This is a genomic window from Actinomadura rubrisoli, from assembly GCF_004349215.1.
GTDB lineage: Bacteria > Actinomycetota > Actinomycetes > Streptosporangiales > Streptosporangiaceae > Spirillospora > Spirillospora rubrisoli.
Genome location: NZ_SMKU01000305.1, coordinates 1 through 11,396 on the forward strand (window position 1 = coordinate 1; position 11,396 = coordinate 11,396).

Annotated in this window: 11 protein-coding genes; 10 read left to right on the top strand and 1 reads right to left on the bottom strand. The window is 69.6% G+C overall.

The features are described 5' to 3' along the window. Window positions 1–161: 161 nt before the first annotated feature. The gene (locus E1298_RS36650; RefSeq protein ID WP_131901633.1) at window positions 162–701 is read right to left on the bottom strand and encodes a hypothetical protein; all 540 of its coding nucleotides are present in this window, start codon (window positions 699–701) and stop codon (window positions 162–164) included. 699 nt (window positions 702–1,400) lie between these two features. Between E1298_RS36650 and E1298_RS36655 the strand changes: the two genes are divergently transcribed. The 10 genes from E1298_RS36655 (at window position 1,401) to E1298_RS36695 (ending at window position 11,385) form a co-directional block, all read left to right on the top strand. Further along, window positions 1,401–2,273, top strand: coding sequence for an isocitrate lyase/PEP mutase family protein (locus tag E1298_RS36655; RefSeq protein WP_207945059.1), 873 nt, complete (start codon window positions 1,401–1,403; stop codon window positions 2,271–2,273). Window positions 2,274–2,319: 46 nt separating this feature from the next. Further along, complete coding sequence (locus E1298_RS36660) at window positions 2,320–3,327, top strand: bile acid:sodium symporter family protein (protein WP_131901635.1); 1,008 nt, start codon at window positions 2,320–2,322, stop codon at window positions 3,325–3,327. 75 nt (window positions 3,328–3,402) lie between these two features. Continuing rightward, entirely contained in the window at window positions 3,403–3,717 is a 315-nt protein-coding gene (locus E1298_RS36665; RefSeq protein ID WP_207945060.1) for a hypothetical protein, read from the top strand. Between the two features lie 225 nt (window positions 3,718–3,942). Next, window positions 3,943–4,065, top strand: coding sequence for a hypothetical protein (locus tag E1298_RS51355; RefSeq protein ID WP_279499417.1), 123 nt, complete (start codon window positions 3,943–3,945; stop codon window positions 4,063–4,065). After that, window positions 4,065–4,775, top strand: a complete 711-nt coding sequence (locus tag E1298_RS36670; RefSeq protein ID WP_131901637.1) for a peptidoglycan-binding protein — start codon at window positions 4,065–4,067, stop codon at window positions 4,773–4,775. Before E1298_RS51355 ends, E1298_RS36670 begins: the two co-directional genes overlap by 1 nt. 185 nt (window positions 4,776–4,960) lie before the next feature. Next, window positions 4,961–5,467 (top strand): (2Fe-2S)-binding protein, encoded by a 507-nt coding sequence (locus E1298_RS36675; RefSeq protein WP_131901639.1) that lies wholly within the window; start codon window positions 4,961–4,963, stop codon window positions 5,465–5,467. Continuing rightward, window positions 5,464–7,959, top strand: coding sequence for a xanthine dehydrogenase family protein molybdopterin-binding subunit (locus E1298_RS36680; RefSeq protein ID WP_131901641.1), 2,496 nt, complete (start codon window positions 5,464–5,466; stop codon window positions 7,957–7,959). Before E1298_RS36675 ends, E1298_RS36680 begins: the two co-directional genes overlap by 4 nt. Next, window positions 7,956–8,813, top strand: a complete 858-nt coding sequence (locus E1298_RS36685) for an FAD binding domain-containing protein (RefSeq protein ID WP_131901643.1) — start codon at window positions 7,956–7,958, stop codon at window positions 8,811–8,813. The genes E1298_RS36680 and E1298_RS36685 overlap by 4 nt, the downstream gene beginning before the upstream one ends. 200 nt (window positions 8,814–9,013) lie before the next feature. Then, window positions 9,014–9,886: an SRPBCC family protein gene (locus E1298_RS36690; protein ID WP_131901645.1), complete on the top strand. Its 873-nt coding sequence runs from the start codon at window positions 9,014–9,016 to the stop codon at window positions 9,884–9,886. 797 nt (window positions 9,887–10,683) lie between these two features. Further along, a complete protein-coding gene (locus tag E1298_RS36695) occupies window positions 10,684–11,385 on the top strand; it encodes a class I SAM-dependent methyltransferase (protein WP_131901647.1) in 702 nt (233 codons plus the stop codon). Window positions 11,386–11,396 lie beyond the last annotated feature (11 nt).

The following is an 11,396-nucleotide window of genomic DNA, read 5'->3' on the forward strand; positions in this document are numbered from 1 at the left end:
GGGCAGTGACAGGTACGGCTGGGTCATGGGGGATAGGACGCGCATCCGGCTGGACCGGTGTGCCGTCAATCCGGATCTGGCCAGCATTTTTGTCCTGCCAGAGACGCGTCGCGGGGTGCGGGGCGCGACTCGGGCGGCGGCTGATCTTGATTGGGAAACCGTCAGGGGTGTGTGGTGTCGTAGTGGGTGCGGAGTTCGGGGCTTGAGCAGATCCAGCGGCGTGCGGCGGTGAAGATCTTCTGGGCCTTGACCGAGCCCGGTGGTACCGACGCCTGGCCGCCGTTGTACCGGAGCGCCGTGTTTCGCAGGACGGTCGCCGTCGGCTTCCCGGCGAAGATGTCGTAGCAGACGCTCACCGCGCGGCGGAGCGGGCGTGGTCGGGCGCCTGGTGAGGAGGGTGTCAGCCCTGGGTCCAGGCGCCGAAGGTAGGCGATGAAGGCCGTGCGGCGGGCGGCCGGTACCTGGGTCCAGGCTTCGCTGGTCGTGGGGCGCGAGGGTGCGGGTGCCGTCGGCGACGGGGTGGCCGCGGGCACTGGCGTGTTGTCGTCCGGCGGGACGAGGGCGGCGGCGAGGACGGCCAGGAGTGCCAGGGCGCCGGCGGCCGTGGCGGCGATGAACCAGCCACGCAGGCGGTGCGGACGGCCGTGGGCCGGGCCGGGGCGTGAATGGCCTGAGGGGCGCTCGGACGGCTGGCCGTGCATGGGGTGCTCCAGTGACTGGGGTGACTCTGTGACGCCCAGCGCGGCGGAGTGGTTGACAGGCCGCTGACCTCGGGAAACGGCTCTCGAACGGTGTTTCGGCAGCGAGTGATCATGTGGGGATGGGTGGACGTTCTTCGTGGCGCGCAGTTCTTCGCTGGCAGAATTCCGGCCGCGATGGGCTCTTCATAAAGAATTTCGTTCGGCGGCTTTCGTGCAAAGTTCGCAATTCGCTCTCGGGAGGTTCGGGCATTCGGGAGGAAGGGGTGGGAACTCGCGGCGGGGCTTGGGCCGGAGGAGGCGGAGATCAGGAGGTCGCTCGCCGATGGTGGGCCGACACTTACGCAGTGATGAGCGGGTTTTGGGCCTTGACGTTCGCCGGCAGGTGGTGCACGGGCGGGACCGGTGTGCACGGGCCGTGACGGGGATGCGGCTGTAGCGCTTCCGGGTAGGGCCGGACGGCCCGTCCAGGGGATATTCGATCATGGTTATAAATCGGGGGATCGTCGCACAAAATGGACCGTTAGTGTCCGATTTTACGTTGGCCATACTCGGACCTTACTTCCTCTATGCACCACAGATGCGTAACTATTTGTGACACGGAATGGAGACAATTCTGTGCGCCGTTCCATTCAGGGCATCCCCGGCCCGCCTGACCGGGCCGGGACCGCCTCCGGCCACTCAAGACCAGAGGAGTGATACGTGAATTACGGAGACGAGCTACGACGCGAGATCATGTCGGAGGGAGTCACCCCGCTCATCGGGGTGTTCGACATGTTCTCCGCCTCCGTCGCCGCACAGCACTACAACGGACTCTTCGTTTCCGGCTTCGGATTCGCCGCGTCGTATTACGGCCTGCCCGATATCGGCTTCATCGCCTGGCCGGACATGGTCGCGTTCGTGCAGCGGCTGCGGCTCGCCTTCCCCGGCCAGCACCTGCTGGTCGACATCGACGACGGCTACGTCGACCCCGAGGTCGCCTGTCATGTCATCGAGCAACTGGAGATGATCGGCGCGTCCGGCGTGATCCTGGAGGACCAGCAGCGGCCGCGGCGCTGCGGGCACGTCGACGGCAAGCGGATCCTGCCGCTGCCGGAGTACCTCGAAAAGCTCGACCTGGTGCTGCGCACCCGCCAGGACCTCGTCGTGGTGGCCCGCACCGACGCCACCGACGAGGAGGAGATCCTCGTCCGCGCCGCGGCGCTGGCGGAGACCGACGCTGACGTCATCCTGGTGGACGGCGTCCGCAGCGTCGACTGGATCCACCGGGTCCGGTCGGTGATCGGCGGGAAGCCCCTGCTGTTCAACCAGATAGCGGGGGGCAAGTCGCCGCGCATATCGCTGCCCGAGCTGGCCGAGTTCGGCGTGAACGTGGCCATTTACAGCACCCCGTGCCTGTTCGCGGCGCAGACCGCCATGGACGAGGCGCTGCTGCGGCTCAAGAGCGACAACGGACGGCTGCCCGAGATCACCGCGGGCGGCGTCGGGGTCAAGGAGTCGCTCGCACTGCTGGAGCGCAACATCAGCCGGAACCATCCCAAGAAGAACAAGGAACTCGCGGATCTACCGGTGTGAACCCCCCGGGGAGCGATGGCGGAACGTCACGTTAAGGAGCAAGGAAATGCGTGCTGTCTCCGCGGCGTTGGCGCGGATGCACATCGATCCCTACATCGCGGCGATTCTCTGTTCGGTGGGAATCGCCGCGATGATCCCCGCTCGCGGTGCGGCCGCCGGCGTCCTCGACCATGCCGGAACCGTCGCGATCACATTGCTGTTCTTCTTCTACGGCGCCCGGCTGTCCACCAGTGAGGCGCTGCGCGGGCTGAGGCACTGGCGCCTGCACGCGGCGATCTCGTCCGTCACTTTCGTGGTGTTCCCGGTGCTGGCGATCGCCTGTTCGCTGCTGGTGCCGATGATCCTCAAGGAACCGCTTTATGCGGGCGTGGTGTTCCTCTGCGTCCTGCCGTCCACGGTGCAGTCGTCCATCACGTTGACGTCGATCGCCGGAGGCAACGAGGCGGGCGCGATCTGCAGCGCCTCGCTGTCCAACCTGCTCGGCGTCGTCCTCACGCCGGTGCTGGTGGCGACGCTGATCTCGGTCGGGGACGGCGGCTTCTCGCTCGGCTCCATCGGCGATATCACGGTCCGTCTCCTGCTGCCCTTCCTGCTCGGCCAGCTCGCCCAGCGATGGATCGGCGACCATGTGCGCGCGCGCCGGAAACTCCTGTCGCGCTACGACCGCGGCGTGATCCTGCTGGTCGTCTACACGGCGTTCAGCCAGGGCGTCGTCAGCGGCATCTGGAACGGGCTGGCCCTGGCGGAGCTCGGCGTCCTGGCACTGATCATCGCCGTCCTCCTCGTCATCGCGCTCACCATCGCGGGCCTGATCTCCCGGGTCGGCGGCTTCACCAAGGCCGACCGCATCGCGGTGCTGTTCTGCGGCTCGCAGAAGAGCCTGGCCAGCGGCCTGCCGATGGCGACGGTGCTGTTCGCCGAGGCCAGCGTCAGCACCGCCGTGCTCCCCTTGATGCTCTACCACCAGCTTCAACTGCTCGTGTGCTCCTGGCTCGCGCAGCGCTTCGCGACCCGGCCCGCATCGGCGCAGGAACCCGCCACCGCGGCCGCCTGAACGTCCGGCCGCGCAACTCCCCGAATTCGTGGCCGCTTGGACGGCCTTCCATCCGCTCGAAGAGAGAACCTCCCCATGTTCGTCAAAGTCCTCCTGTACGCGGTCGTCACCGGCCTGTTGGCCATCGTGACGGCGGGTCCCGCATCCGCTTCGTCTTCGCCGGTCGTCGTGAACGCCCTCAACACCTACAACAGCGGCGACGACGCGGGGAACGACAGCATCGTGGAGATCGACCGCTCGCTCAACTTCGCCAAGGGGGACGGCAGCCCCGGAAGCGATGTCATCAACGAGGTCAGCGGCGCGTCCAGCGGGATGTCCCCCGGCTCGTCGAACGGCTCGCTGACCGGTTCGTCGACGAGCCTGGTCCCCGGCGAATCGGACGACGAGTAGCGGCATCGCCCCCGCCGACATCCCACTCGCATCGTGCGGACGGGCTTGCTGGGCAGGGAGTGTCAGTCGGCGGGCGTGTGTTTTGGGGCGAAAACCGGAGAAGTATGAGAAGACCCCCGTTACGGTCGGTTGAATACCGCCCACTCAGCGGGGTGGAGTGGAACCCGACGCTCCGGAGGAGCAGTGACCCCCCAAACACGAACAGATGCCAATGAGCTGGCCCATATGGACAAGGTCGACGTCAATCCCGACGTCCATCGGGCCACCGAAGCCGACGAGGAGCAGGTCCTGAGGGACCTGTACGGCGAGCCGGACGCCGACGGAATCTTCCGCGGGGAAGGTTCCTGATGGGCACCGCGGCACAGATGCTCGCCGAGGCCCGCAAGTCCATCGGGATGTCAGGCCGCCCGAACACCATCACACGCGAGTACGCCGGCAGGCACGGGGACGAGTTCCTCCGTGCCTCCTGGTGCGACATGGCCGTCACCTACTGGGCGCGGCGCAGCGGCAACGCCGGCGCCGTCCTGCCGGCGGGCGACCGGGCCTACACCGTCTGGCACGCGGAGGACTTCCAGAAGGCCGGACGCTGGCACAGCGGGACGACCGCGGAGGTGAACGCGGCCAAGCCGGGGGACATCGTGTTCTTCGACTGGGGCGCGACCAACTCGATGGACGCCATCGACCACGTGGGCGTGATCGAGAAGGCCCTCGGCGGCGGACGCGTGCAGACGATCGAGGGCAACACCTCCGACGCCTGCAAGCGCCGCGTGCGCGACTCCGCGGTGATCGCCGGATACGGGCGGCCCGCCTACGACGGAAGCAACTGGACGGAGGACATGGTGAAGAAGCTGCCTCAGGTCGCCAAGGGCGCCACGGGCGAGCACGTCGAGAGCGTGCAGGCGCTGCTGCAAGCGCGCAGCCATCCCGAGGTGAGCCTGACCGGACGGTTCGACGACACGACGGAGAAGGCGGTGAAGGCCGTCCAGAAGTGGGGAGGCGTCACCGCCGACGGCGTCGTCGGGCAGAAGACCTGGCCGATTCTGCTACGGGTGCACTAGCCGCCATCGAATCGCCGGTGCCCGGGTAAATATGCCAAACCGGGGACTAGTACGCGATTCAACCTCGGATTACGGTCATTAGGTCGCCCTCCACGGAGGTGGCCCGATGGCGTGGTCCGACCAGCGTGCCCCTCCCCAGGGACGTCTCGCTCCAGTCCACACGAGACGTCCCTGGGAGAAAACGCATGCCACGTATCCGTGTCGAGGTCGACGGTGCGACGTACGACGACGACGTCGAGCCGCGCCTGCTTCTCGTCCACTATCTGCGCGAACGGCTGGGAAAGGTCGGAACCCCGGTCGGGTGCGACACCAGCAACTGCGGAGCCTGCACCGTCCTGCTGGACGGGATGAGCGTGAAGAGCTGCTCCGTGCTCGCCGTCCAGGCCGACGGGCACGACGTCACGACCGTCGAGGGGCTCGGGATCGACGGCGCGATCCATCCGATGCAACAGGCGTTCCACGAGGAGCACGCGCTCCAGTGCGGCTACTGCACGCCCGGCATGATCATGGCGTCGATCGACCTGCTGCGCGACAACGCCGACCCGTCCGAGGAGGAGATCCGGGACGGGCTGGAGGGCAACCTGTGCCGGTGCACCGGCTACCAGAACATCGTCAACGCCGTCCGGCGGGCCGCCGGTGAGATGCGCAAGCCCGCGGAAGCCCACGTCACAGAGCGAGAGGTGACGTCATGACGATCGACGCGACCAGCACCCCGCAGGGCGGCACGCCGCCGGACGGCACGCCGCCGGACGGCACGCCGCCGGGCGAGGTCGGCTCGCCGCGGAAGCGGACCGAGGACGCCCGGCTCATCACCGGGCGCACCCGGTGGACCGACAACATGACGCCCGCCGGGACGCTGCACGTGGCGTTCCTGCGCAGCCCGCACGCGCATGCGCGGATCACGCGGGTCGACACCTCGCAGGCGCGGGGACGTCCCGGAGTGGTGGCGGTGCTCAGCGGCGCCGACCTGGCCGGGGAGCAGGGCGCGCTGCCGTGCGCGTGGGTCGTCACCGAGGACATGAAGCATCCCGAGCATCCGCCGATGGCCGTCGAGGAGGTCCGGTACGTCGGCGAGCCCGTGGCGTGCGTCGTCGCACGCGACAAGTACGCGGCGGTGGACGCGCTGGAGGAGATCGACGTCGACTACGTCCCCCTTCCCCCGGTCGTGGACATGGAGGTGGCGCTGGCCGAGGGCGCCGACCTCGTCCATTCGGGGCTCGGGACCAACAAGTCGTACACGTGGGTGTTCGAGAACGGGGACATCGACGCGGCGATCCGGGACGCGCCCGTCGTCCTGGAGCGCCGGTACGTGCAGCAGCGGCTGATCCCGACGGCGATGGAGCCGCGCTCGGTCCTGTGCGTCCCGGAGGGCGAGGAGTACACGCTGTACTCGGCGACGCAGATCCCGCACATCCTGCGGCTGATGCTCGCGACGGTCACCGAGATCCCCGAGCACAGGATCCGGGTCGTGGCACCGGACGTGGGCGGCGGGTTCGGCTCCAAACTCCAGGTGTGCGGCGAGGAGGTCATCGCGCTGCTGCTCGCGCGCAGGCTCGGCCGTCCGGTGAAGTGGACGGAGTCGCGCAGCGAGGGCAACATGACCGTCCACCACGGGCGCGATCAGATCCAGCGGCTCACCCTCGCGGCGGAGCGGGACGGCCGGATCCGCGGGCTGAAGGTCGACCTGCTCGCCGACATGGGCGCCTACCTGATGCTGGTCACGCCCGGCATCCCGCTGCTCGGCGCGTTCATGTTCAACGGCATCTACAAGATGGACGCCTACTCGTTCACCTGCTCGGGCGTCTTCACGACGAAGACGCCGACCGACGCCTACCGGGGCGCGGGCCGTCCCGAGGCGACCTACGCGATCGAGCGGCTGATGGACGAGCTGGCCGCCGAACTCGACCTCGACCCGATCGAGGTGAGGCGCCGCAACTGGATCAGGCACGAGGAGTTCCCGTACGAGACGATCGCGGGCCTCACCTACGACTCCGGCGACTACGAATCGGCGACCGAGAAGGCCCTGCAACTGTTCGAGTACGACAAGCTGCGCGGCGAGCAGGCCGACCGGCGCGAGCGCCGCGACCCGGTGCAACTGGGGATCGGCGTGTCCACGTTCACCGAGATGTGCGGAATCGCTCCGTCCCGGGTGCTGGGCTCGCTGTCATACGGCGCGGGCGGATGGGAGCACGCGGCGGTGCGCGTCCTGCCGTCCGGGAAGGTCGAGGTCGTCACCGGCTCGTCCCCGCACGGGCAGGGCCACGAGACGGCGTGGGCGCAGATCACCGCGGACCGGCTCGGCGTCCCGTTCGAGGACATCAAGGTTCTGCACAGTGACACAGCCGTGTCGCCGAAGGGCATGGACACCTACGGGTCCCGATCGCTGGCCGTGGGCGGGGTGGCGCTCTACGCCGCCTGCGAGAAGGTCGTCGACAAGGCCCGGCGGGTCGCGGCGCACCTGCTGGAGGCGGCCGAACAGGACCTCGACTTCAGCGGCGGACGGTTCAGCGTCCGCGGCGTCCAGGACGAGGGCGCGACCCTCCAGGAGGTCGCCTCGGCCGCGTTCGCCGCGCACGATCTGCCGGACGGCCTCGAACCCTCCCTCGACTCCGACGCCACCTTCGACCCGGACAACTTCTCGTTCCCGCACGGCACGCACCTGTGCGCCGCCGAGGTCGACACCGAGACCGGGATGGTGAAGCTCCGCTCGTACGTGGCCGTGGACGACGTCGGGAAGGTCGTCAACCCGCTGATCGTCGAGGGCCAGGTGCACGGCGGGCTCGCGCAGGGCATCGCGCAGGCCCTGTACGAGGAGGCCGTGTACGACGCCGAGGGCAACCTGACCACCACCACGATGGCCGACTACCTCATCCCCTCGGCCGCCGACCTGCCGACCTTCATCACCGACCGCACCGAGACGCCCGCCACGTCCAACCCGCTCGGCGTGAAGGGCGTCGGCGAGGCGGGCACCATCGCCTCGACCCCGGCGGTCGTCAACGCGATCGTGGACGCCCTGCGCCCGCACGGCGTCCACGACGTCCCGATGCCGTGCACACCGGAACGCGTCTGGCGCGCCCTGCGCACGGAACAGGACCCGCCCGGCGCAAGCGGCGATCTCGGCTCGACGCCTGGCGGCCCGACGCCTGCCGGCGGCGGTCTCGGCTCGGCCGGAGGTGCGCAGTGATCCCCGCGACGTTCGACTACGTCCGTCCCGGCTCGGTGGACGAGGCTCTCTCGGCCCTGTCCGGCGCGGGCGAGGACGCCAAGATCATCGCCGGTGGGCAGAGCCTGATGCCGCTGCTGCGGCTGCGGCTCGCCTACCCCGACGCGCTCATCGACCTCGACCGGATCGAGGGGCTGCGCGAGATCCGGGACGAGGGCGACGCGCTCGTCATCGGCGCGATGGCGACCCACTACCAGGTGATCCGCGACCCGCTGGTGCGCGAGCACGCCCCGCTGATCGCGCAGGCGACGACCACCGTGGCGGACCCGGCCGTCCGGCACCGCGGAACGCTCGGCGGCTCGCTCGCGCACGCCGACCCCGCCGGTGACCTGCCCGCCGTCGCGCTGGCGCTGGACGCGGTGTTCCTCGTCCGGTCCGTCCGGGGTGAGCGGGAGATCCCGGCGGCGGACTTCTTCGTCGACTGGATGACCTCCGCCCTGGAGGCGGACGAGCTGCTCACCGGCATCCGGGTGCCGAAGCTCGGCCCGGGTTGGGGCACGCACTACGAGAAGTTCCACCGGACGGCGCAGGCGTGGGCGATCGTCGGCGTCGCGTGCGCCGTCCGCCGTGACCGCGGCGCGATCGAGGGCGCCCGGGTCGCGCTCACGAACATGGGCCCGGCGCCCGTCCGGGCCGGGGAGGTGGAGAGGTTCATCGAGGGCCGGTCGGTCTCCGAGGACGCCTTCCGGTCCGCCGCCGAACGGGCCGCCGAGGGCACCGAACCACCCGGGGACCTGCACGGATCCGGCGAGTACCGGGCCCACCTGGCCACGGTCCTGACCGCCCGCGCCCTGACCGCCGCCGCGGCGGTCTGATCGTGATCATGCGGCCGGCTCCGCTCGCCCCCGGGCCCGGCCGCATGATCGCCTCCGCCCCGCGCCCGCCGCGCGCCCGCCGTGCGCCCGCCGTGCGCCCGCCGTGCGCCCGTCCTGCGCCTCCGGCCGTCCGACTGGCGGCGGGCCGGGCGACGGTCGTAAGGTCGCGGACAAGCCTCCGGACGAAAAGGATGAGAATCATGGAACTCGACCACGATTTCACCGTCCCCGTGCCGGTGGAGCAGGCATGGGCGGTGCTCCTCGACGTGGAACGCGTCGCCCAGTGCATGCCGGGCGCGATCCTCGACTCGGTGAACGGCGAGGAGTACGCGGGCCGGATGAAGGTGAAGGTCGGCGCGATGACCATCACCTACCGCGGCACGGCGCGCATCGTCTCGGCGGACGAGACGTCCCGCACGGTCACCCTGGAGGCCGCCGCCAAGGAGGCACGCGGCTCCGGAACCGCGTCCGCGACCGTCCAGGCCCGCCTCCACGACGAGGACGGAACGACGCGCGTCACCGTCCACACCAAGCTCAACGTGACGGGACGCCCCGCCCAGTTCGGCCGCAACATCCTCTCCGAGGTCGGCTCCAAGATCATCAACCGCTTCGCCAAGGCCCTGGCCACCGAACTCCAGTCCCCCACGCCCGAAACGAAGCCAACGCCGAGCACCCCCGAACAGCCCATCACCCCAAACGGACCGACCGCCGAATCCACCGCAGCAGACCTCGTCCCCTCCCCCAAGCCTGAAGCCCCCGCAGCCCGCAAAGACCCCGCAGAACCTGAGGCTCAAGCGGACGCATCGACCGAATCAGCCGAGCCCCACCCGCCAGAGCCGGCCGCAGCGGAGATCGCGGAGCCCACTCCCGCCGTCCCTCACCAACGCCCGGCCGGCCCCTCAGAGAGGCCCCTCCGCTCCGTCCCCACGGCTTCGCAGCAGGACAACGACGCGATCGACCTGCTAGAGGTCGCAGGCCCCTCACTAGCCAAGCGCGCCGTCCCAGCGGTAGGCGCCTTGTTCGCCTTCCTCCTAGCCGTCCGCTACCTGACCCGCCGCCGCAAGCACCGCTGACCCCCACCACGCCCCGTCCCACCGCCTCCACACACAGACGCCACATCACAGTCGACCACCATCACACCCGCCCCCCACAAAACCACCCGCCACACCACAAACGCCACACCACGCTCGATCACCACCACGTCCGTCCCACAAAGCCACCCTGTACACCCAGCGAGTTGCACACCACGGACGCCACACCGCGGTCGACCGCCACCGCATCCGCCCCACCACAAGGCCATCCGCCACGCCCATCGGGTTGCACACCACAGGCGCCACATCACGGTCGATGACTCCGGATCGGCCCGAGAGGGCTTACCTGGCGGCAGGAGCGTGAGGCGCCACCGAGAGGCGGCAGCGGCGACTGTCTAGGAGGGGGAACGGCGCCTGTCCCGGCGGCAGAAGGCTGCCGTGGGGCCGTGATCCCGATGCCCGCCCAGCGTCGCGCCTCCCTCTGTTGACGGCTCGGGCTCAAAGCCCTCCGACACCTCCCTCTGTCTTTCGACTGCCTGCGCGCGCTCGGGTCCTAGCCCGTGATTGCGGTCTGCGCCTGCCCTGGTGGCGTAAAGCGGGATGCCGCCTCCGTGGGCGGCGCCCGCACATCCGCCCTGATCGGACGACGGAGGAAGCCGCGCGCGGCAGGGCGGCCGTGGCCTCCAGCCATTGGTTGATCTTCGCGTTCCAGTCCGTCTCGGGGTCCGTGGAACGGTTTCATGGGCTGACCTCCGGCCGGGGTCAAAGGCGGGTCAACGATCTGTGTGGGGACGGCGACGCTGATTCCCGCGCTTGCCGACATGCCGTCGGCTTGTGCCGTGGACACCATCGAGCTTCAGCGGATCGCGTTGATCGAGAACGACAACTGGTGGTACCGCGAACGCCGCGCGATCCTCTCGCGGGAACTGCTGCGATTCAGCGTGCCCGGAGACGCGGTCGACATCGGTGCCGGCGCGGGCGGCAACTCCCGGGAGTTGCTCGGGCATGGGTGGCGAGCGACAGCGATCGACCTCAGTCCGGCGGCCGTGGCGCTGGCGCGTGCGCACGGCGTTGAGGCATACGAGGGCGATGCCCGCTATCTCCCCCTTCCGCCATGCCGGTACGACCTGGCCCTCGCGATGGACGTCCTGGAGCACATCGAGGACGACGGGCGAGCGGCCGCCGAGATCACACGCGTGCTGCGCCCCGGCGGGACCGCTCTGGTCTCCGTGCCGTGCGACATGGCCCTGTGGTCCGCGCACGATGTGTCCCTCGGACGCGTCCGCCGCTACACACGCCGCGCCCTTGTGGAGTTGATCGAGGGTGCCGGTCTGCTGCTGGACCGGGTATGGAGCCGGGGCGTGCTTCTCCGTCCGTTCCTGCACCATCTCCGGCACCGCACCGCGCACTGCGAGGACCTGGCCCCGCTGCACCCCTTCATCAACGAGACACTGCGCCTGTCGGCCGCCGTGGAGCGACACCTGCCCACCCGTTCATGGCCCGGCACCTACCTCTTCGCCCGCGCCCGCCGCCCCGGCTGACCCAAGCCCAC

What these genes read in the sequence shown, in the direction of transcription:
- E1298_RS36650 (WP_131901633.1), bottom strand. Translation starts at nt 701, where the DNA reads ATGCACGGCCAGCCGTCCGAGCGCCCCTCAGGCCATTCACGCCCCGGC.
- E1298_RS36660 (WP_131901635.1), top strand. Translation starts at nt 2,320, where the DNA reads ATGCGTGCTGTCTCCGCGGCGTTGGCGCGGATGCACATCGATCCCTAC.
- E1298_RS36665 (WP_207945060.1), top strand. Translation starts at nt 3,403, where the DNA reads ATGTTCGTCAAAGTCCTCCTGTACGCGGTCGTCACCGGCCTGTTGGCC.
- E1298_RS51355 (WP_279499417.1), top strand. Translation starts at nt 3,943, where the DNA reads ATGGACAAGGTCGACGTCAATCCCGACGTCCATCGGGCCACCGAAGCC.
- E1298_RS36670 (WP_131901637.1), top strand. Translation starts at nt 4,065, where the DNA reads ATGGGCACCGCGGCACAGATGCTCGCCGAGGCCCGCAAGTCCATCGGG.
- E1298_RS36675 (WP_131901639.1), top strand. Translation starts at nt 4,961, where the DNA reads ATGCCACGTATCCGTGTCGAGGTCGACGGTGCGACGTACGACGACGAC.
- E1298_RS36680 (WP_131901641.1), top strand. Translation starts at nt 5,464, where the DNA reads ATGACGATCGACGCGACCAGCACCCCGCAGGGCGGCACGCCGCCGGAC.
- E1298_RS36690 (WP_131901645.1), top strand. Translation starts at nt 9,014, where the DNA reads ATGGAACTCGACCACGATTTCACCGTCCCCGTGCCGGTGGAGCAGGCA.